Here is a 22,214-nt window from a genome sequence, read left to right on the forward strand (position 1 = left end):
ACGAAAATCACCCTTTGGGAGCAATAGCAAAGAGCGGAAAGCCGTTAAAATTATTGCAGCAGTTCCTCTGATCCAATCCGTTAAGGCTAAATGGCAGCTCAAATCAACATGACTTCATTACTTCCTCGAAATCTTAGCGTTGTCATCCGGCCAGTCTATTATCGGGACTTGGACGGAATTGAGCGAATATCTCAAGAATCCTTCGCAGCTCATACCCCCCAAGGAGCTAGTTCTATTGCTAATCGGATGCAATGGTTGCGTCGCTGGTATGGGTTACTCAAGTTTTTGAGTTGGTTCCCTAACCCGCTACAATACCGCTTTTGCGCCTATGTAGCCGAACAGGGGCGGATGCTCTTAGGGATGATTCAAGTTTCGCCGTTTAACCGGACACGCAGCACTTGGCGAGTTGACCGGGTGATTTTGGATCGGGCTGTCGATAAGCAGGGAATTGGTTCACAGCTACTACGCCACTGTTTTGAAGGGATTTTAGAAGCTCGTACTTGGTTGTTAGAAGTTAATGTCAATGATACAGATGCACTAGCGCTTTATCGGCAAAATGGATTTCAGCGTTTAGCAGAAATGACATATTGGGAAATAGATCCCGAATTATTAAGTGAATTAGCGCAAGCAGAGCCAGATTTACCCAATCTTTTACCAGTCAGCAATGCGGATGCTCAGTTGTTGTATCAATTGGATACAGCATCGATGCCACCGTTGGTACGTCAAGTATTCGATCGCAATACCCGCGATTTTAAAACCAGTTTGTTCGGCGCTTTAAGAGATGCAGTCAAACAATGGGTGACAAAAATTGAAGTTGTAAGCGGCTACGTGTTTGAACCACAACGCAAAGCAGCAATAGGTTATTTCCAGTTACAGCTAGACCGCAAAGGTGAAACTCCCCACGTTGCCACCTTGACAGTCCACCCTGCTTATACTTGGCTATACCCAGAATTATTATCTCAACTGGCGCGAATTGCCCAAGATTTTCCCCAACAAGGTTTACAACTAGCCTCCTCTGATTACCAACCAGAGCGAGAAGAATATTTAGAACGCATTGGTGCCAAGCGCATAGAACACACGCTGATCATGTCTCGTTCAGTCTGGCACAAACTGCGGGAGTCAAAATTTGTCTCTCTAGAAGGGATTCAATGGACTGATGTTCTCCAAGGACTGCAACCTGCGCGCAAACCCATCCCTGGGGGAATGTCCTGGGTACACACAAGACAGCAATCATCCCCAGATATCCCAGTACCCAGTTCATCAGAACCAATGGCCTTTGGGATTAAAGATGTACCCAATCAGCCAGATTCAGAAGAAGGGGAGATTGGGGAGTAGGAAATAGGGGAAGCAGGGGAAGCAGGGTAAAGAAAATTGGCAACTGACAACTGACTAATGACAACTGACTAATGACTAATGACTAAATACATTTCAGCCTTGGGATTGGATGTGGGGCGTAAGCGCGTTGGTGTGGCTGGATGCGATCGCACTGGGTTGATTGCTACGGGAATCACCACCGTTGAGCGTACATCTTTTGACCGGGATGTCCAGCAAATACAAAATATAGTGAATGAACGCCAGGTACAAGTTCTGGTTGTAGGTTTGCCATATTCAATGGATGGTTCCTTAGGATTTCAGGCTCGTCAAGTGCAGAAATTTACGTCAAGGCTGGCTAAAGCTTTGCAGTTACCTGTGGAATATGTTGATGAGCGACTGACTTCTTTTCAAGCTGAACAGATGCTCATCGCTGAAAATGTTTCCCCATCACGGAATAAAGGTTTAATCGATCGCAAGGCAGCAGCTTTGATTTTGCAGCAGTGGTTGGATATTAGACGAACTAATGCTCAGAGTTCAGTGGCAGTAGAGTATTGATACCTTTGAACATGATATTCTGAAAGCTGTTACACAGCAGTTGTATCTAAGATTAAAGCTATTTGCTTGACATAATTTGTCATTCAAGAGTAAAGCTTTGTTTACATCTGTTGGTACTTATAAAGTCTCACATCTTGGCTATGTTTTCCTCTCCATTTTCCGAAGATAACGACAATGCTCCTAATGGTTCCATCACCTTAACCGATGAAAAAGGGCGATCGCTTGAATGTTATGTAGAACATTCGCTTTCGGTAGATGGACAAGAATATGTTTTGCTACTTCCTGTCGATTCACCCATAGAAATTTTTGCTTGGGAAGGTGAAGACGAAGACGAAGAAGCAGTCCTAGTAGAATTTGATGATGCGATTATTGACGAAATCTTTGCCACTGCTCAGGCTGTCCTAGCAGAACAAAACTTGGTACTCAAACAGACTGCTTATGCTTTGACGGTGGCTGGTGATTTACCACCAGTGGAAGAATCAGAGCTATTTACTCTAGAAATTGAAGAAGAAGAAGCAGCAGATTTAGAACCAGAGCAACTCCAGCTACTTGCTAACTTCTATCACGATGAACAGGAGTACGCAATTTATACGCCTCTTGATCCCCTGCTATTTTTTGCCAAAATTACAAAGACTGGTCAGCCTGTGCTACTCTCCCCAGAAGAGTTTCGTAAAGTGCAACCCCTGTTAGAAGAACAACTTTTTAATGAAGTTGAATAATATCAAAAGTGTTCAGTTAAAAATTAAAAGATGACATTTTTAATTTTCAATTGAGGATTCCCAATCATAGTTAGTTGCACCATAGGAAAATTTGATCCCCAAGGTCAAGCCGCTTTAGTAGCTATCGGTTGGCTAACTTTGTTATTACGTCACCACGGTAATCAATATAAATCTACACAGAATGTCAAAATCTCAAGATATGTGGGTTTTGGCATTTTAAATTTTGTAGGTGTAGTATTGCCTTGGGCAATTTCACATTTTAAGTTAAGCGCAAGGATAGAGTATGACTTGGCACAAGTTTTTACAGCCTGATTTAATTTTGGCGGGTTCAGTGTTGAACCTCACACCAGATATTATTCAACACCACCAGCTCAAGGGGTTGGTTTTGGATGTAGATGAAACCTTAGTACCAATTACAGTAGGATCAGCTTCACCAGAACTGAGAGAGTGGGTAGAGCAGATTCGCAGCGTTACGGCGCTGTGGTTGGTGAGCAATAACATGAGTGAAGCCCGCATAGGGGGAATTGCCCGTTCTTTGAACTTACCTTATTATTTAGGTGCAGCCAAGCCCTCACGCCGCAAAATTAGGGCTGCACTGCAAGAAATGAATTTACCAGTTGAGCAGGTAGGGATGGTAGGCGATCGCTTATTTACTGATGTTTTAGCTGGTAATCGCTTGGGTATGTTTACCATTCTGGTAGAGCCAATTATCCATCCTGATGCAGCTTTGCGCTCTCATCCTATCCGCAATTTTGAAGTTTGGTTCTCAGAGATTTTAGGAGCTTCTATTAACCCTGAGCATACCAAAAGTTACAAAAATTGACATTTTGTTAAATAACTAAAATCTAAAGAAATAATTAAAGAAATCCATGAACAGCAAAAAATCGGGGATCATAAGTATTAATAACATCGGGTCAGCAATAAAAGACCCTAGTACATAACAAGTAACTATAAATCAGTAAAGCGTCAGCCTTCACTTATAGAGGGACTGGCGCTTTACTATTGAGTAGTGAGTCCATAGTAAAAACTGTTGACTGTTGACTGGAAGAGGCAGGGGGAAACCTTCTCCCCATCTCCCTGCCCCCCTGCCCCCTGCCCCTTTTCCTCTTCTTGACCAATGACCAAAACAATTGTCGTCAAAATCGGCACATCTAGCCTCACCCAACCAGAAACCGGACAACTAGCCCTCTCCACCATTGCAACTTTGGCGGAAACACTCTCTTATTTAAGACAGCAAGGTAATCAAGTGATTTTAGTCTCCTCTGGGGCTGTGGGAGTCGGTTGTGCGCGGTTGGGTTTAACGGAACGTCCCAAAGCGATCGCTCTCAAACAAGCAGTAGCCGCAGTGGGTCAAGGTAGATTAATGCGCGTATATGACGACTTATTTACCACCTTACAACAGCCGATCGCCCAAGTTTTGCTAACTCGCAGCGATTTGGTACAACGTAGCCGTTATCTCAACGTATACAACACCTTTCGGGAATTACTTGCCTTGGGGGTAATTCCTGTAGTCAACGAGAATGATACCGTTGCCGTGGATGAACTGAAATTTGGTGATAATGATACCCTTTCAGCTTTGGTTGCTAGTCTTGTAGAGGCAGACTGGCTATTTTTACTCACTGACGTAGACCGATTATACTCAGCCGATCCCCGTTCTGTCCCCGATGCCCGACCGATATCTTTGGTGACAAGCATCAAAGAATTAGCAGACTTACAAGTACAAACAGGTTCTCAAGGTTCTCAATGGGGTACTGGGGGAATGATGACAAAAATTTCGGCGGCGAGAATTGCGATCGCGGCGGGAGTGCGTACTGTGATTACTCAAGGGCGATATCCTCGCAATATCGAAAAAATTATCCAAGGGGAACTGATTGGAACTCATTTTCAACCCCAACCAGAACCAACCTCCGCCCGTAAACGTTGGATTGCTTACGGTTTAGTCCCGACAGGTAAATTATACTTAGATTCTGGTGCGATCGCCGCCATAGTTAAAGCAGGTAAATCGTTATTGCCAGCAGGAGTTAAAACCGTTGCAGGTGAATTTGAGCCTCAAGATGCAGTACAGCTATTAGATCCTCAAGGTAACGAAATTGCCAGAGGACTAGTTAACTATAGCAGCAAAGACTTACAGCAAATTTGTGGTCGTCACTCTAAAGAAATTTCGACTATTTTGGGTTATGTAGGTGCAGAAACCGTGATCCATCGAGATAACTTAGTATTGACGTAGGTGTGTACGGAAAAGAGATGTTCTCTTGATTAGCTGACTTAAAAGAGAAAAACCCCGATACCTAACGGGGTTAATGTTACTTTAGCCACAAAATTTACCATAAAAAAGTATTAACTAGCACCCTGAAAAATAGGTAAAAGGTAGGAGAACCCACCTTTGTACAGAGCTTATCTTTTAGCCTGGGTTTAATATTACATAAGCATTTGACAAAAATATTACAATCTTATGAAATTTGTGTGTAGATGAACAGAGCGATCGCCTAAGTAAACTTATCCTTGAATAATGTCGGTTAATTCAGTATGGTTGCGTCTTACTTCCGACCAAAAGGCTAGCCAAAAAATAACTAACATCAATATAGGCATTCCTATTAATAATGCAGCCATATGACTAGGCATAATATCCGTTACGGTTGTAGGAACGATCGCACTATACCAAAACCAAAGCCAAAACCCTAAAAATGCCATTGCACCAGTATTTACGCTCATCTGCACATGAATTAGGGTTTGCTGGGATTGCTCTTCAAAACGTCCTCGAATCACTGGGAAAAATGAGTGGCGGTAATTAATTATACGAATAATTTGAAAACCCTCTTCAGATATGCTCCCTTGATAGGTAGTGTGTTTCCTGGACAATCTCAACGCTTTTGGCGGTTCAATGTTTGCCTTCAGCCGTTGCAAAACTATCGGCAATGAGTCAGGTGTCACAATTGTCAAGGTCTCGTATGGTAATATTTTCATGGTGCTTTAAGCTACTTGCTGAAAATAAACCCTGATCATCTGCGGAAAACATCAGCATCAAATTTTTCATTACAGGGTCTTGTTTTGAGTTTTCCCTTAGTCAGGACTTCTCTAACAAGTTGTTAAATGCTATTATTTTGTTCGGAAAACTGAGATTTGTCATTTCCAATTGCTAGCGATGGGTTGCGCCCCGCCTAAGGCGATCGCTTCACCTAACGAGATGCTATCATGTCAAAAGGAAACTCTGTATCAACAGTTTTCTAATTGAATAAATATGTGGAGAGGTGTCCGAGTGGTTGATGGTGACGCACTCGAAATGCGTTTTGGGGAAACCCAACGGGGGTTCAAATCCCCCCCTCTCCGTCTTTTTTACATCATTCTCAATAAGTCAATTACCTCAGTTAGATGATTCTTAGCTTTCAAGCTATATTTACTTTTCTACATAAATGCCTAACCGCAAGGGTAATCCTGAAAATTTAGAACCGTTAAAACTAAAAGGGGATGAAGCCCTAGCAGCTAACCTTAGTTTTCGTGTCACCGAGTCAATGAAAGAAATGGTTAAGGCACAGGATGATCCTGCTCAATTCTGTAGAGACGCGATACAAGAGAAGCTAGATAAGCTTTCTAGTGAAGAATAGAGACAGTATTTGATTGCCCAGAAGCGATCGCCTTTAGGCATCGTAACCAAACATTTTATCTAAATTACTTAACTACTTGTATTTTGCTCAATCCAAGCAACTAAATCACATACATTTGAAAAACTTAAAAATTCTTCTCCCAATGCTTCTAATTCTTCAGTAGATAATGTTTTAATACGCTCCACTATTGATAAATCTATCTCACCAAAGCGTCGATTTAACTGTCGATTTAAAAAGCGAAAAGCTTCCTTCTGCTCACCCTTCTGCAAAATATCCTGATAAATAACTGATTCCTGCATAATATCCTCGCTTAATAACTGACGAATCAAACCCTTCTCAAACCGCAAACCTGCTAAAATTTCGGTGTAGGCTGCTGTATTTTGCCTTGTCTCTCTATCTGAAATTCTAGCGACTTCCTGAGCAATCTGCGATAATAAATCTCGTGGAGAATCAGTTTGACACAAAGGTGCTAACGGTAACAATGCCAAATTACCCAAAAATAAGCTGGAATCTTGCTCCCACATTCTGACTGCACGATAGCGATGTATAGTTGTCTCATTCACATACTCTTCAGTAAAAGCAATTTCATCATCTGTCTCCTGCAAAAATATTACTACCTGCACAATTCGACACTTATACTGACGTTTTAATCTCACAGAATAATCCAGCATTCGGAAAGGAATCGCGGGATTAGACTGTGTTAAAGTCTGAAATTCAATATGCAAAATCAGATTGCCAGTTTGTAAAAAAATCACAGAATCTGCGCGAATAGGCTCTAAACTTAATTCAGTTTTTAAAACCTTAACATTGGTAGATTCTTCACCAATTAACCACCGGATAAAATCTTTTGGATATTTCTCTGCAAGCGCCTTACAAACATTATCAAAACTCACAATAATAACCAAGTTAATATCATAATTATATTATTATTAAATGTGGATATATTGGTTCCTGACCTCGTGAAGTATATTTTCAACCCTACTAACCTTGTTTGATAAGATTGGGTGTACCTCAGTTGCTCTGTCTTAGAGGATGTTTGAAAAGTATCATTGCTAACGCCAAAATCTTAAAAACCTAACCCCCCAGCCCCCTTCCCTGCGAGGGAATGGGGGTTTCAAAGCCTCTCTCCGTTTCGGGGAGAGGTTTGGAGAGGGGTTTCTAGTATACTTTTCAACTTTTCAACTTTTCAAACACCCTCTTACTGAATCATAGTGTCAGGTTGCTGACAAAATCGAAGAGATGGTGAGCTAGTTGCAATTTAGAACAAGGTGGGATGGTCACTTGTCTATCTTGATTATCTAAGAAGATGGCTTGATTATTATCACTACCAAAACCGCTATCTGCTTTGTCGATGGGATTAGCAACGATCGCATCCAATTTCTTACTATATAATTTTTCCCTAGCTGGTGTAACTATATCCCCTGTCTGGGCAGCAAAACCAATTAAACGCTGATGGGGTTGTTTGAGTTTGCCTAATTGAGCAACAATATCGGGTACTGCTTCTAAAGGTAAAGACTGGGGGAGCGATCGCTTGGGTAATTTTTCTGTACTATAATCTTGAGGTTTGACATCAGCTACAGCCGCAGACATAACTATGATATCTGCATTGGGTAAATATTCCAACATCACCTGCTGCATTTCTTCGGCATTGATAATGGGAATTGCTTGCACACCCAAAGGTACATCCCAACTCGCCACGCCATGTACCAATGTCACCTTTGCCCCACGGTGTAAAGCCGCTTGGGCTAAAGCCAGTCCCATTTTACCCGTGGAGGGATTACCAATAAACCGTACCGGGTCAAGATACTCCCTTGTACCTCCCGCACTAATCAAAACTCGCTTCCCAGCTAAATCTCGCTGACCTTGAGTGTGTAATAGGGATTGAGTATAAGCCAAAATTTCTGGAGGTTCTGCCATTCTACCAGCACCGACGCGATCGCACGCCAATAATCCCGATGCTGTACCAATACCATGATATCTGCTATCTGTTAACAACTGCTGCCAATTACGCTGCACCGTTAACTGTTCCCACATATCAGTATTCATTGCCGGCGCTAACAACACAGGACAAGTGGAAGCTAACACAGTATTGGTGAGTAAATTATCAGCCAGCCCATAAGTTAATTTAGCTAAAGTATTAGCAGTGAGAGGAGCAATCACCAACAAATCAGCCCACTCACCCAACTCGATATGCAACGGCCGAGAGTGAGTAGGTTGCCAAAAATCATCATCTGTATAAGCAGGGTGACGGGAGAGGGTTGATAAAGTCAGAGGCGCAATAAATTCCTGTGCAGAACGAGTAAGAATCACTCGGACTTCCACCCCAGATTTAAACAAACTGGAAACGACCTCACAAACCTTATAAGCAGCGATACCGCCACCCACAGCCACAAGAACCCTACTTTTGCGATTTTCAGCTTGCGCTTGAGGATGAGCCATAACAAAAACTGAAGAGTAAGGAGTTAGAAATTCAATTCTTAATTACGAATTACGAATTACGAATTACGAATTACGAATTACGAATTACGAATTATTCCCTAACTCCTGATGATTAAATACCTAAGCTTCGTCGTAGGGTTCCAAATCTAACAGATGGATATAAGATTCTACCAACTCTGGACGCTGAAATGCGATCGCCCGCAGTAGATGCCAGTCATTTAAACCATCAAAAGCATTACTATAGTTGTCCATCTCTAGACGAGTAGCCAGTTCCTCCACCTCTGCTGCGGTCATGGCAGCAATTTCTTTTTTGGAAATGCTTAAAGTTTTCATAATGCTTGCCCCTCCCTTATGCAGCATTTGCACCCAGCACGGGTTGAGTGGCGCTATAAAGTGCCACTCAATCTATCTTACTCACTAGATGGCATGGAATTCCTAAAATTTTTCAGGATTTATACCATATTTTGTAAAAAAATTGTAACTCAAACTAAACAAGTGCATTGACAATGAAATTTCTGGCTACATTTAACATTTCCAAATTGATTTCGTGTCCAGCCTCAAATTCCTGATATTGGACAGGAACACCCAGTGATTCTACTGTTGTGCGTGCCTTAACAGCAGCTTGCAGGGGTACAACTTCATCCTTTGTACCATGCAGAATCAAAGTTGGGGGAATATTAGTATGATCTGGGCTAATGGCTTCAGGATGTAAATACCCACTCATCACCACCAAACCAGCCAACGGTAATTTTGAGCCGACATCAAAAGTCATCGCCCCACCTTGGGAAAATCCACTTAAGATAGTGCGGGATAAAGGCACACCAGTACTACTTTCTAAAGAAAGCACAAAATCTTTCAGCAGTTCGCGACTTTGCGCCAATCCCTCATACATATTTTCTTGTCTCAGGTCATACCATGACCTACCAAGGGGAGCATAGGGATATGGATAAGGTGCATTGGGAAAGACAAACTGGTAATCAGGTAAATTGAAATAGGGTAACAAAGATGCCACATCCTCAGCATTAGCACCCCAACCATGCAAAGTAACCACTAAGCCGGCGGGTGTTTGAGAGTTAGCTGGGGGAAAGGTAGTGAATTGCAAAGACAGAGATTTGCTCCTAAAATCTACTCTATTTAATAGTAATCCGCTTTGATTTTTAAACTTATAGGGTTTACGCAAGATGTAACCGAAAACCTGATGATTTCGTAGAGGGATTTCATGTAGCTAAGGGCTTCCCGGAGCGTATTATCGCTACTTCTGTTGTGTTTTGCGTAATTCCTAACTTATTGACTTCCATCAGGCTGTGGGGATAGGGAATTGGTATTTTGAATTAGCTAATTACCGATTTGTTACTTGATTTAACCAAGCTTCTAAATCAGCAACTGATGAGAAATCCAAAAACGCTTCTCCTAAGACCTCTAATTGTTCAGTAGATAATTCTCGAATCTGTTCAATTATGGAATTATCAATTTCACCAAAACGCCGATTTAGCTGACGATAAAAAAACTTAAATTCAGCACTTTGGACAATATCTTGATAAATAACAGACTCCTGCATAATTTCCTCCCGTAAAAATTGGCGAATTAAGTTCTTTCTAAATCTCAAACCAGCTAAAATTTCCGTACACCCAGCAATATTCTGTTTTTCAACTCTATCTCGAATTTTAGCTATTTTTTCAGCAATCTGTGCTAACAACCTTGAAGGTGAATCTGTTTGAGTCAAGGGTGCTAAAGGTAAAAGAGCAGGATTTTCGAGAAATAAAGCTGAATTCTGTTCCCATAGACGAACAACACGATAGCGGTGAATGGTTACTTCGTCTGTATATTCTTCAGTAAAAGCAATTTCATTATCTGTTTCCTGCAAGAAAATTACTACTTGTGTGATTGGTACACGGTATTGGCGTTTCAATCTCACATAGTAATCGAGTATCCGTAGGGGAACTGGTGGATAAGATTTTGTCAGAGTTTGAAATTCTATATGGATGATCCTGCTTTCTGTTTGCAGAAATATTACCGAATCCGCGCGAATTGGCTCAAGAGAAAGTTCAGTTTTTAGTACTTTAACTTCTTTTGGTTCATTTGAAAGTAACCATTTAGCAAATTCTCGTGGATATTGTTCTGCCAAATATTTCCCAACATTATCGAAACTCAAAACTTGCCGTCCATTTTAAATAAACTATTTAACGTGAGCCTTCAAGGAAGGCTTACCTGTGAGAAGTGCGAAAGAAACAAAAGTAAGGCTTGGGGATGAAGAAGTTGTAATCTAGGGAGTAAGGCAATTCTTGGAGACTCACGTCAAATTACTAAAAACTATGCACATGACTAAACTTATTTTTAATTAAACTTTGTTCATTTGTTAATGATTGCAAGTGTAATTACATTTACGAACTTGTGCCATCAATTCAATATAAGGCGAATTCCAACTAGATTTTGATAAAGGCTCTACTTTAAGTATTACTACCTTTTCTTCTGGTATAAGCTCATCAATTAACTCTGATCCTGAAAATTTTTCTTTTCTTAAATATACAATGTATTTAATGGTTACGATATCTCCTGGTGATGGAACAATAGGAGGCTCAATAGTAGGGTATTCTCTAATTTTTTCTTGTTTAATAATTAGTGGTTCTCTAGCGGAGAAACTACCTGAACTATTTTTAATTATACCTAACCATATCCATCCTTTATTATTTGAGTCTAGAGTAGAATTAGGTCTTGATAAAAAACTTCCTAATACATCTGATGAAAGAATTTTTGATATGTCTGATTGTTGAGAAATGAAGAGCATAAACATACCACCTACTAAAATTATAAGAAGTATTCGTATGGGAATCTTACTTACCCTATTTCGGCGACGATATCTTGATGTTCTAAAAAAATATGAATCGGTTGCTCTTGCTACATATATCAAAGTCTTTCCAGCAGCTTTTATAACAAGTATCGCAATTGCCCTAATCCAATACAGAATTTTCTTAATATGGAAGGTAGAGTCAGTAAGCTCCTCGACTACTTCTCGAATACCTGTAGCAATATCTGCAAAAGCTTTATCATAAGGTCTCCATTCAGTTATGGGTTTTCCACCCTTGGGTAAAACTTTGACATTGGGGAATGCAATCTTCCAATAATCATCGACTGGACGAAGCAGAATAGTAATAACACGGGATGTTTTAGCCTTATGTTGTTTCATAGCTTGTTTCGCCAAAACATTCCAGTGGTAATCTGAAGCAGTAAATTCTGAACTAATTAGCACTAAAATTATATCAGCCGTCTTTAAATTTGTATCAATCTCTTTTTCCCATTCCTTTCCTGGGCTAATCATTTTCCTGTGCCAGCTAGTACTTAAGCCCTCCCACTTTGAAGCACTGAGATGATTCTCAAGTTTTTGCAGCATTTCTTCATCTTTAGCGGAGTCAGAGCAGCAGTAAAAAATTTTGACAATCTTAGTTGTCCGCATTGACTTTATTACCTACTAATATCAATTAACAATTACGTTTATCTTGAAAAATACTTACTTTAAGTTGTTGATGATCTTTCTAATCGTAATAATTGAATTTTAATAGGTATATTTTTATAAATCTTCTAATAATTCTTTTGCCACTATCCGAATACCTTTAGCAACACTTAAAAATGCCTTGTTATAATTTCCCCATTCTTTTACAGGTCTAGCACCTTCGGGGAGAGCTTGAAGTCTTCCAAATGGTGCATTAATCCAATCAACAAATTCAATAATTACTGGTATAACTCTAGCTTCTTGAGCTTGATGCCTTTCCATAGCCCGTTTTAATTCAACATCCCAGCAATAGTTTGAAGACATAAAACTTGGGCTAATAAGTAGCAAAATTATGTGAGATGTATTTAGGTGAATATCTATCTCATTTTCCCATTCTTTTCCTGCTCCAATTTTTCGATCATGCCAGTCTGTAATGACACCTTCTCGTTTCAAACTGCTAAGATGTTTTTCTAGCTGAACTCGCATTTTTTCATCTTAGTGAGCATAGGAATAAAACACTTCTATAGCTTGATTTGGTTGCACTGACATAATTTTATTACTATCTATAGACGCATCATTGGGAAAACGCTGCATTTCAAGTTCTTTAGTTGGCAATTGTAATGGAGAGACAATAACAGGAGAAATAGGCAGGGAATTAAGTTCTGTTTGTCTATGAAAAATTTGCTGCTTGATTTCTGCGATATCATCATTCAACTTAAGTTTACGGCGCGGATCATCTTCAGAGCGTCGTCTGTTTTCTAGTTCTTTGAGAAGCTTAAAATCCTCAGTTAATTGTTCTTTAAGATGTTTATTGAAGTCCATTACTTACTTCTTTCGTAACTTTGCTTACTAAGATTTCCCAGGTCGCCACTACTGTATTTGAGAATTATTCCTCATGGTCTTGAAGTGAAGCCAGGGTTGTGTGAGAATTGGGGTCTTTGGCATCTGAGGAATTGAGACATGGCGCGTCTAGCACTGCTGAGTGTATCTAACAAGACTGGTTTAATTGACTTAGCTCGTCGCTTGGTAGAAGAATTTGAGTTTGATTTAATCAGCAGTGGGGGGACAGCCCAAGCCCTCAAGGATGCGGGTTTACCTGTGACGAAGGTTGCAGATTACACGGGTTCGCCAGAGATTTTGGGTGGACGGGTGAAAACTCTCCATCCCCGGATTCATGGGGGGATTTTGGCTAGGCGGGATGTACCTAGTGATTTGACGGATTTGGAAAATAACCAAATTCGCCCGATTGATTTGGTGGTGGTGAATCTTTACCCGTTTGAGGAGACTATTGCTAAACCAGGGGTGACGTTGGCGGAAGCTGTGGAACAAATTGATATTGGCGGCCCGGCGATGTTACGGGCATCATCAAAGAATTTTGCCCATCTAACAGTCTTATGTGATCCGGCGCAGTATGATGAATATCTGCAAGAATTACGACAAAATAACGGAGTAGCTTCCTTAGAATTTCGGCAAAAGGCAGCTTTGAAGGGGTTTTTGCATACGGCGAGTTATGATAGTGCCATTGCCTCTTACCTCTCAGGTACACAACAGCATACCCTCAACGGTACAGAATTACAATCTCTGCGTTACGGTGAGAATCCCCATCAGCCCGCAGCTTGGTATCAAACTGGAACTACGCCAACAGGGTGGACGGCAGCCAAGAAACTGCAAGGCAAGGAACTCAGCTACAATAATTTGGTTGACTTAGAAGCCGCCCGCCGCATTATTGCAGAGTTCACTGATACGCCAGCCGCCACGATTATTAAACATACTAATCCCTGCGGTACGGCATTGGCAGATACCATCGTGGAAGCTTATCAAAAAGCTTTTAATGCTGACGCTACTTCGGCATTTGGGGGGATTGTCGCCCTGAACCGCCCTATTGATGCAGCGACAGCCAGCGAGTTAACCAAGACGTTTTTAGAATGTGTAGTTGCGCCTGATTGCGATGCAGAAGCGCAAAAAATTCTGGCGAAGAAATCTAATGTGCGGGTGTTGACTTTAGCAGATTTGAGTACAGGCCCCAAAACTCTGGTAAAACAAATTGCTGGCGGTTTCCTGGTGCAGGCTGCGGATGATATTGCTGCTGACACAATTCAATGGCAAGTAGTTACAGAACGCCAACCTACTGCTGATGAATTAGCAGAATTGTTATTTGCATGGAAAGTCTGCAAACACGTTAAATCTAATGCTATTGTTGTGACAAGCGATCGCACTACTCTTGGTGTAGGTGCAGGACAAATGAACCGCATTGGTTCAACGAAAATTGCCCTAGAACAAGCAGGGGACAAAGCCAAAGGTGCAATCCTCGCCAGCGATGGATTTTTCCCCTTTGATGATACCGTGAGAACCGCCGCCGCCGCCGGTATTAGCGCCATTGTCCAGCCAGGGGGAAGCCTGCGCGATCAAGATTCTGTCAAGGCTGCCAATGAACTCGGTTTGTTAATGGTGCTGACTGGGGTGCGGCATTTTTTACATTAGGAGGTAGGGAGCAGGGGAGGCAGGGGAGGCGGGGGGAGAAATTACTCCAAGATTTTCCCCCAATCCCCATTACCCCAGTCCCCAATCCCTCACAATGGTGCAGTTAGGAAAGTGTCACTGATAACATTAGCTTTGGTTTCAAGGCGGTGTTATCTTCTAATAGTGTGAGGAGCAAGTTGAAATTAAGAGCGCTTAGAGTGGAAACACGGTAACACTTCTGGGCGCTTTTTAATTGAAATACTAGATGGCAAAATTACGAATAATACCAATTCAATTAATGATTGCAACACATCCTTGGGTGAAGACGCGATTCATCGCGTCTCTACAGATGGTTTATTTGTCGGATGCTTTTTTCAAATTGGTATTACTTTGAATTAGGTTGGCTATGACTGTGGCTAGTTCCGATGGTTCTACAGGCTTGGTTAGATGCCTTTGGAAGCCAGCAGACATAATCTTTTGAAAGTTGGTTTCGCCAGCAAAGGCGGTGAGGGCGATCGCTGGTAGTTTTGTGCCTAATGCTACTTCCATACTTCTGATTTGCTTAATCAGCATATAGCCGTCAACTTCTGGCATTCCAATATCACTTAATAATAAATCTGGTTTGCTTTGGGCGATCGCCTCCAATGCTTCATTTGCTGAATTGACTGCTTTAACTTCCACTCCATACTGTTCCAGAATAAAACTGAGCAATTCTAAAGTATCGGCATCATCATCTACAACTACCATTCGCAAGCCTTGCAGATTTGGGGTGGTGTCTGGGATAAAATGCTCTTCATATATCTGCGAAACAGCAACTAGGGGTAGTTTGACGGTAAATGTTGTGCCTAATCCTTCACCTGGGCTTGTTACCTGGACAGAACCGCCGTGGAGTTCTACAAGATGACGGACTATGGCTAACCCTAACCCTAATCCACCGAATTTTCTCGTTGTCACCTCGTCGGCTTGGCGGAAGCGTTCAAACACATAGGGGAGAAAGTCGAGACTAATACCTTTTCCTGTATCCCTGACTTGAATGTGGGCTAAAGAACCAACTCTTTCTAGCTTGACTTCTATCTCACCACCTTCCGGTGTAAATTTTACGGCGTTACTCAGTAGATTCCACACAACTTGTTGTAAACGGTTGGGATCGCCTTCAACTCTACACACACTGGCAGTCAAATCCGTTTGGATGTGAATCGATTTACTTTCAGCCGTTAAGCGTACAGTTTCCAATGCGGCTTCGATGGTGGTTACTAAGTCCACTGTGCAGACATTCAAACTCAGCTTACCGCGTAAAATTCGGGAAACATCTAGTAAATCGTCGATTAACCCGGCTTGTAATTTGGCATTACGTTCGATAACTTCTAGGGCTTGATTAGTCTTGAGTGCATCCAGTTTGCGGCTCTTGAGGAGTTTTGCCCAACCGAGAATGGGATTGAGAGGCGATCGCAACTCGTGAGAGACTATTGCCAAGAAATCATCTTTCATCCGGTTGGCTCGTTCTAATTCTATCCTGGCGGCACGTTCCTGTTCCCACGCCTGGGCGCGTTCTTCAATTGCTAGCTTTTGGTCATGAATATCTGTGCAGGAACCAAACCATTTCACCATTTGACCATTTTCATCTCTTAGTGGAAAGGCTCTACCTAAATGCCAACGATATTCCCCGTCAGCAGCACGACGCAAACGATACTCAATATCATAATCTTTGCCAGTATCGAGGCTATCTTGCCATTGTTCTATGGTGCGTTGCACATCATCGGGATGGAGAATCTTTTGCCACCCTTCGCCTTGGGTTTGTTCTAATGTCGTTCCTGTATAGTCATACCAACGTTGATTGAAATACTCATGGTAGCCATTAGGCTGGGTAATCCAAAACATTTGCGGCATGGTGTCCGCTAATGTGCGGAACATCAATTCACTTTGTTGTAATGCTGCTTCTGCTTGTTTGCGAGCAGTTAAATCTAGAATAAAGCAAACCCATGTTAAGGGGCTGGAACTCAATCGGGCAGCACCTAATAAAATAGGAACACGAGAGCCGTCTTTACGGATATATTCTTTCTCAAAGGGAATGCAGAACCCAGCGTTGATGACTTCTTGTACCTTGGCTTGATCCAGTTCACTGTATTCTAGTGGAGTCATGTCTTGCCAACGCAACTTTCCTGTGAGCAAGTCTTCCTGGGTATAGCCCACAATTTTCAGGAAGGCATCGTTAGCAAAATTAATTCGTTCTGAATCTGCCTCAATAATACCAATAATGCTCGATTGCAATAACTGTTTTAGTCGAGCCTCGCTTTGCTGTAGCGCTGCTTCTGCCTGTTTGCGCTCAGTCACATCGATATTTACTCCCACCATCCGTAATGGCTGACCATGATCATCATAGAAAACTCTGGCTCTCGACTGTAGCCAACAAAGGCTTCCATCCTGACGAATGATGCGAAAATCACTAAAAAATTCCTTCGAGCCTGTGTTCAACAATTCCTGTAATTCCACTTTTACCCTAGCTAAATCATCAGGATGAACACGTTTTGCCCAGTCTTCAAAAGTACCGCCAAACTCACCAGGCTGCAAACCATAAATTTCTTCTAACTCTTGTGACCAAATATTGATATTACTAGCCAATTTCCAGTCAAAACTGCCAATTTTTCCAGACTTCTGTGCTAAATCGAGCCATTCTTGTTTTTGTTGTAACAAAGACATTAACTGTTGGCGTTCAGTGACATCCAAAAATGCCCCAATCACTCCCCGGACATTACCATCTGGATCGCACAAGGGTGTAGCCTTACCGTAAATATGCCGTACATCCTCCGAGCTGAAGACAAATTCAACCTCCGCCTCCACCTCTTGCCCAGTCAGTCCGGCTTGCTGCATTGCCAACTCATTCAGAGGAACATCTTGACCATTTTTTTGGATTTTAAAAGGAAAGGGATATCCTCCACTGGCCGGGGTTGCGGTCATCACAGAACCTGCTGGTACTCGCATCATTTCATAAGCAGCACGATTGACACTCATGGAATGGCAATGAGGATCATGTGCAATCCAGACAGCAGCCGGCACAGTCTCCATAATCGTTTCGAGTTCTTCTGCCCGTGCTTTCGCTAGTGCTTCACTTTGCCTTAAAGCGGCTTCTACCCGTTTACGCTCAGTAATATCTACATTCACTGTGATTGCATTCACTATCGTTCCAGTGGCATCACAGATGGGTACGGCAGAGTTGAGGATGGTTTTCCGCTCGCCATTAAATGTTTCAATATCAATCTCTTCCCCAATTATCGCCTCACCCGTAGCTAGGGTACGGGCTAGAGTCCATTCTTCTGCTGTCAGGGGTTGACCTGTATCCGGCCACCATCCTTTATATTGATGATATTGGCTAGTATTGTCGAGCAACGGCGCATCTTCTCCCCAAATCGCTTTTGCCCCAGGATTAATTTCTAAAAGCTGTCCTTTAGCATCGGAAATCACTACTCCCATTGGCAGAATATCAAGGATGGCGCGTAGGCGTTGGCGTTCGAGGTCAGGTTTTGCTGGTTCCTGCTTATGCTCTGTAATATCTGTGAGCATGGCGATCGCACTAGAAAATTGTCCGTGCTTATCGAGTATGGAACTGAGAGAAACAATTACCCAAAGTGACGCGCCATCGTGGCGTTGTAAACGTAAATCAAACTGCTGTTTAGTTTGTTGATGGTACTTGTGCTGTTGCTCTAGCCATTGCTCAATTTCCACACGCGCCTGGGGTTCCAGAAAATTGAAAATTGAGCATTTGCTGATTTGTTCAACGCTGTAACCAAGCATTTGGGCTAGCTGATGGTTGACATATTCTGTCTTTCCTTCACTGTCAAATATCCAAATACCTTCATTGGCTGTCTCTAACAAGTGGCGATAATTCACCTTCAACTTAGCCAGTTGTACCTCAGACGCTTCCCTTGCAGTACGCACTTGCAAATTTAATGAACTAATTAATACTGCTACAGAAGCAAACACGATTAAATTGAGTAAATCATTACCTTGGCTAACTGCTATTGAGTTGAATGGTGTATTAAAAAAGTGATTCTTAACTAAAAGAGCCAAGACTGTAGCAACTAAACCTGGTACTAATCCGCCGTACCAACTACTAAAGACTACAGATGCAAAAAACAGTGGTGAAATCTCTATTAAATATCTTCCCAGCGTTAAACCTAGCAACAGCGACAATAATACCGACACAATAGAGATACAGTAACGCTGCAAATGAGAGCGCTGGATATTTGACATACTGCGATTAATCCTTGGCAGTAGAGTTTTTATGAGAAATCAAGTGTTTTTTTTGCAAGAGGCAACAATCTTGAGATATATATTGCAGATTGATTAGTCTAAAATTTTACTTTTGAAGTAGGGGACAGGGAAATAGGTAACTTTTATAACTTGGTGTTTTACAAAGTTCATACATACAACTTCATCTCTTCCAGAGCTTTGTTTGGCAGTTTAGTTAATGTTGCCTTTAAAATTATAGCTTTGTTGGATTCACATACTGTTTCGCTAAAATCAGCCTAGTCGGGCAACAAGTGAGCTATATGTTAAGAATCTTTACTCAGTTATTACCGATCCCAATATTTTGTTTAAAGAATTCATAAAGAGTCACACATTATACTTGTCTTCTCAAAGAATAAGTGATACCTTCTAGTTGTGTGTGAGGAGCAAGTTAAAAATAGAAAGCGCCTGGGGTGGAAACACGGCAACACTCCCAGGCGCTTTTTTATGGTGCTGTGCGTATCAGTTGTCCCCGTGGATAGGAATGTTCAAATTTCGGCAAAATACTCCTATTTTGTGCAGATAGCAAACTGTCACAGGATAGATTTACTATTGATGATCGCAAGTGCTATTGTTTATTTGTGTGTGAGGAGCAAGTTAAAAATAAAAAGCGCCTGGGGTGGAAACACGGCAACACTCCCAGGCGCTTTTTAATTGAGGCTACCCTGAGACTTTTCTGTGCAGTTGGCAAAGTGTCATGCAATATACTTGCTAAATAAAATAACAAGTGATATCTTCTAGTTGTGTGTGAGGAGCAAGTTAAAAATAAAAAGCATCTGGGGTGGAAACACGGCAACACTCCCAGGTGCTTTTTAGTTATTGGCAAATTGTTAATTTTTAACGAAAGTCCACTCTAGCACCTTGATGGGAGCGGTTTGTAGTGCTTGAGTTAGTTTGGCGTTACTGGCAAATTGAACCTTTTGTAAGTCGCAAGCTTCGACATTGACCGTAAACTTATCGTCTTCAAAGGGCCAGGGTTTAACTGTTACCAAATTATCGCTGCGTTGCATGATGTCATAGCGTTGACCATCAGGCCCTTGACTAATTTCTAAAAACCGTTCATCGGCAGGTAATTCTTTTTGACATAAGATGAGAGATAGGCGATCGCACCACTGCATGAACGCATACGCTCCATCTACCTCATCTTCTTCTATCCTCAGTTCTTCACGCCAACGCTGTTGATTTTCTAGCTGTTCATCTAAAAAAGCGTCTAACTCAGCCGACTGGCCGCGTTTTGGTTCCGTCAAGCGGCTAATGTGCATAGAAATTAATAAAGTTACCCATCGTCCCCGGTAACGCGCATTTTTAATGAGACTCGCCAATTTTTCCACAGAAGCTTCTTTGTTCATCATGAAATCCATTGGCGCGCCTGCTTCAGTCAAATTATCTTCCTCCCATTCTTTCTCTAAATCATCATGATGAGAAATTGCGGCTAAGGTTTCGTATATTCTGGTTGGAGCGTTTTTCCGTTGCCATTGTCCTGCTATTTGCGCTGCTAACAAGGCGTGGGAACGATGATAAATCACTTCCCATCCGGTTGGTGTTGCATTCACAATCACAAAATCATCTCCTAAAGTTTAAATTGTGATTTTTCAAATAAATTCAAATATATTTGGGAGGTAAAAAACCAGGATTTACAGGTTAGTGTGTGCATCGTTTAATTGGTAGCTACTATATTACCAGCCACCCTATTTAATAAATTAGTTACCCAACGTGGAAATACATCCGTCGGGTAACTCTATTAATAGACCTTTTTGCACCCCAAACCTAACTAAACTTTAACCACGACATATTGAATTAGGAATGTTTTTCTAGTGGGTTAGCAACATATTTGAATGTTGGCTCAGAGTTCCAAGGGCCACGTTCGTCATGACCGTTTCCATTGGATGATAGGTTATAGTAGAGCGCCACTGTTTCGTCGGGTTGGACATTACCAAAGAATGGATCTGTTAATTTACCCAGTGAATCTAAAGCTTTCATAAACATCTGGGTATGAGAGATTTCTCGTGTGAGGAGATGAACTAGAGTTTGCTTAGTTCCTTCATCTGGTGATAGTTTGATTAGCTCTTCATAGGTTTGACGCGCGCCAGCTTCAGCTGCAATGTTCGCTCTCAAATCCCGAACTACGTCTCCACCTTCATTGAGGTAACTTGCTGTCCAAGCATTACCTTGACTATCTAAGAAGTGAGGTCCAATACCCCTTACAGCAAAGAGAGTACTTTTATAAGCCTCTGTTTGATCCACGTTTTTCGTGTGAGCTTCGATGAGTTTGCCAACCATCTCTAAATGGCTAAATTCTTCGATGGCAATATCTTGCAGCATATCTTTAATTCCCGCGTTTTCAACGTGGAATGATTGCACCCAGTATTGTAAAGCTGCTGATAGTTCTCCTGTCGCTCCGCCAAATTGCTCTAAGAGTAATTGAGCAAAACGAGGATTTGCTTCACCGATATTTACAACGTGAATCGGTTCTTTCTTGTGAAAAAACATGAATTGCCCCTGTGATTATTTTCAACAAAGAGAAGACTAACCAAACATTCAGTTGCTAGCCACGTATTTAAACTATTCTAGGAAGGCAAAAGTATTTAACTATTCAGAGTCAGTCAAATCAGAAACTTAATATTTAAGTAAATCTTGATTTCCCCTTTTGCCTATTAAAGTTATACACTTCTGCTTCTGCTAAGTAGTCCCCACAAATAAATAGCAACCATTGCACCAAGGACTGCAATTAACAGGCCAGGAAAACTCAGACTAGTGGCTGTCAACTGTAAAGTTCCCGTTGCGAATAGGCTATATAAACTACCGCCGATAAACGCACCGATGATACCCAAAATCATTGTGGAGAGAATACCACCGCCTTGTGTACCTGGATAAATGGCTTTGGCGATCGCACCAGCTAATAAACCTAATACTACCCATGCAATAATATTCATAGTTACCTCAAAAAATTAACTCGCATCTGTATTAAGATTACTAAGTCTGCTTTATAATTGTTTCTCCCAAATGAGATAAATACAAAATCCAGAAGGTAGATATAAAATCTTTAAAGTAATGGAATACAGACATATTTATATTCCAGCTTCTTACCACTAATTATTTAATAAATAGACTTTCTCAAAAGACTTTTATTAAAAAGATAATCCACGAAAACAAAACTATAAAACAGAAATATTGGCTATCTTTCTAGAGAAAGATATTTAATTACTAGTTTGTCGGGCTACGCCCCGCTAACGCTAACACGCATACCGCAAGCGGAACCCGCAGGTAGACGCATTCGCGTCTCCGAAGGGGAAGGGTAGAATCAACATTTGGTTTTGTATAAAAGTCTCAATTCATCTCGCATTTATGCAATGC

The 22,214-nt window shown here is 41.5% G+C and carries 20 protein-coding genes and 1 tRNA gene; 8 read left to right on the forward strand and 13 right to left on the reverse strand.

From position 1 onward, the window contains the following. The first annotated feature begins 90 nt into the window (after positions 1-90). From GSQ19_RS24930 to proB, 5 genes are all read left to right on the forward strand, one after another. Positions 91-1,335 (forward strand): GNAT family N-acetyltransferase, encoded by a 1,245-nt coding sequence (locus GSQ19_RS24930; protein ID WP_011320499.1) that lies wholly within the window; start codon positions 91-93, stop codon positions 1,333-1,335. 78 nt (positions 1,336-1,413) lie between these two features. Continuing rightward, positions 1,414-1,869, forward strand: coding sequence for a Holliday junction resolvase RuvX (gene ruvX / locus GSQ19_RS24935; protein WP_010997251.1), 456 nt, complete (start codon positions 1,414-1,416; stop codon positions 1,867-1,869). Between the two features lie 140 nt (positions 1,870-2,009). Then, the gene (locus GSQ19_RS24940; RefSeq protein ID WP_011320500.1) at positions 2,010-2,588 is read left to right on the forward strand and encodes a DUF3727 domain-containing protein; all 579 of its coding nucleotides are present in this window, start codon (positions 2,010-2,012) and stop codon (positions 2,586-2,588) included. A gap of 283 nt (positions 2,589-2,871) precedes the next feature. Further along, complete coding sequence (locus GSQ19_RS24945; protein WP_011320501.1) at positions 2,872-3,411, forward strand: YqeG family HAD IIIA-type phosphatase; 540 nt, start codon at positions 2,872-2,874, stop codon at positions 3,409-3,411. A gap of 294 nt (positions 3,412-3,705) precedes the next feature. Beyond that, entirely contained in the window at positions 3,706-4,815 is a 1,110-nt protein-coding gene (gene proB, locus GSQ19_RS24950) for a glutamate 5-kinase (RefSeq protein ID WP_011320502.1), read from the forward strand. Between the two features lie 269 nt (positions 4,816-5,084). Here the strand turns inward: proB and GSQ19_RS24955 are convergent, their stop codons facing one another. Next, positions 5,085-5,552 (reverse strand): hypothetical protein, encoded by a 468-nt coding sequence (locus GSQ19_RS24955; protein WP_011320503.1) that lies wholly within the window; start codon positions 5,550-5,552, stop codon positions 5,085-5,087. Positions 5,553-5,830: 278 nt separating this feature from the next. Between GSQ19_RS24955 and GSQ19_RS24960 the strand changes: the two genes are divergently transcribed. Beyond that, a tRNA-Ser gene (locus tag GSQ19_RS24960) sits at positions 5,831-5,915 on the forward strand. Between the two features lie 83 nt (positions 5,916-5,998). Further along, positions 5,999-6,190, forward strand: a complete 192-nt coding sequence (locus GSQ19_RS24965) for a hypothetical protein (protein WP_011320504.1) — start codon at positions 5,999-6,001, stop codon at positions 6,188-6,190. Positions 6,191-6,258: 68 nt separating this feature from the next. Here GSQ19_RS24965 and GSQ19_RS24970 read toward each other — a convergent pair whose 3' ends face one another. From GSQ19_RS24970 to GSQ19_RS25005, 8 genes are all read right to left on the reverse strand, one after another. Further along, positions 6,259-7,083: a DUF4351 domain-containing protein gene (locus tag GSQ19_RS24970; protein WP_011320505.1), complete on the reverse strand. Its 825-nt coding sequence runs from the start codon at positions 7,081-7,083 to the stop codon at positions 6,259-6,261. A 313-nt stretch (positions 7,084-7,396) separates the two neighbouring features. Beyond that, positions 7,397-8,629 carry a bifunctional phosphopantothenoylcysteine decarboxylase/phosphopantothenate--cysteine ligase CoaBC gene (gene coaBC / locus GSQ19_RS24975; RefSeq protein ID WP_011320506.1) on the reverse strand — a complete coding sequence of 411 codons (1,233 nt, stop codon included), beginning with the start codon at positions 8,627-8,629 and terminating at the stop codon, positions 7,397-7,399. Between the two features lie 120 nt (positions 8,630-8,749). After that, on the reverse strand, positions 8,750-8,962 hold the full coding sequence (isiD, locus tag GSQ19_RS24980; RefSeq protein WP_011320507.1) for a protein IsiD: 213 nt from the start codon (positions 8,960-8,962) through the stop codon (positions 8,750-8,752). Between the two features lie 154 nt (positions 8,963-9,116). Beyond that, a complete protein-coding gene (locus GSQ19_RS24985; RefSeq protein WP_041456320.1) occupies positions 9,117-9,731 on the reverse strand; it encodes an alpha/beta hydrolase in 615 nt (204 codons plus the stop codon). Between the two features lie 237 nt (positions 9,732-9,968). Continuing rightward, positions 9,969-10,781 carry a DUF4351 domain-containing protein gene (locus GSQ19_RS24990; RefSeq protein WP_041456321.1) on the reverse strand — a complete coding sequence of 271 codons (813 nt, stop codon included), beginning with the start codon at positions 10,779-10,781 and terminating at the stop codon, positions 9,969-9,971. 204 nt (positions 10,782-10,985) lie between these two features. Then, positions 10,986-12,080: a toll/interleukin-1 receptor domain-containing protein gene (locus GSQ19_RS24995; protein WP_011320510.1), complete on the reverse strand. Its 1,095-nt coding sequence runs from the start codon at positions 12,078-12,080 to the stop codon at positions 10,986-10,988. A gap of 114 nt (positions 12,081-12,194) precedes the next feature. After that, positions 12,195-12,602: a toll/interleukin-1 receptor domain-containing protein gene (locus GSQ19_RS25000; protein WP_011320511.1), complete on the reverse strand. Its 408-nt coding sequence runs from the start codon at positions 12,600-12,602 to the stop codon at positions 12,195-12,197. A 9-nt stretch (positions 12,603-12,611) separates the two neighbouring features. Further along, on the reverse strand, positions 12,612-12,938 hold the full coding sequence (locus tag GSQ19_RS25005; RefSeq protein ID WP_011320512.1) for a hypothetical protein: 327 nt from the start codon (positions 12,936-12,938) through the stop codon (positions 12,612-12,614). Positions 12,939-13,076: 138 nt separating this feature from the next. On the opposite strand from GSQ19_RS25005, the gene purH reads away from it, so the two are divergent. Then, positions 13,077-14,597, forward strand: coding sequence for a bifunctional phosphoribosylaminoimidazolecarboxamide formyltransferase/IMP cyclohydrolase (purH, locus tag GSQ19_RS25010; RefSeq protein WP_011320513.1), 1,521 nt, complete (start codon positions 13,077-13,079; stop codon positions 14,595-14,597). Positions 14,598-14,930: 333 nt separating this feature from the next. Here purH and GSQ19_RS25015 read toward each other — a convergent pair whose 3' ends face one another. From GSQ19_RS25015 to GSQ19_RS25030, 4 genes are all read right to left on the reverse strand, one after another. Next, complete coding sequence (locus tag GSQ19_RS25015; RefSeq protein ID WP_011320514.1) at positions 14,931-18,824, reverse strand: PAS domain S-box protein; 3,894 nt, start codon at positions 18,822-18,824, stop codon at positions 14,931-14,933. 866 nt (positions 18,825-19,690) lie between these two features. After that, positions 19,691-20,419, reverse strand: coding sequence for a DUF3891 family protein (locus tag GSQ19_RS25020; RefSeq protein WP_011320515.1), 729 nt, complete (start codon positions 20,417-20,419; stop codon positions 19,691-19,693). Between the two features lie 238 nt (positions 20,420-20,657). Further along, positions 20,658-21,350 (reverse strand): manganese catalase family protein, encoded by a 693-nt coding sequence (locus GSQ19_RS25025; protein ID WP_011320516.1) that lies wholly within the window; start codon positions 21,348-21,350, stop codon positions 20,658-20,660. Between the two features lie 170 nt (positions 21,351-21,520). Next, the gene (locus GSQ19_RS25030; protein WP_011320517.1) at positions 21,521-21,793 is read right to left on the reverse strand and encodes a GlsB/YeaQ/YmgE family stress response membrane protein; all 273 of its coding nucleotides are present in this window, start codon (positions 21,791-21,793) and stop codon (positions 21,521-21,523) included. Positions 21,794-22,214: the final 421 nt, after the last annotated feature.

Source organism: Trichormus variabilis 0441, assembly GCF_009856605.1.
Taxonomy (GTDB): domain Bacteria; phylum Cyanobacteriota; class Cyanobacteriia; order Cyanobacteriales; family Nostocaceae; genus Trichormus; species Trichormus variabilis.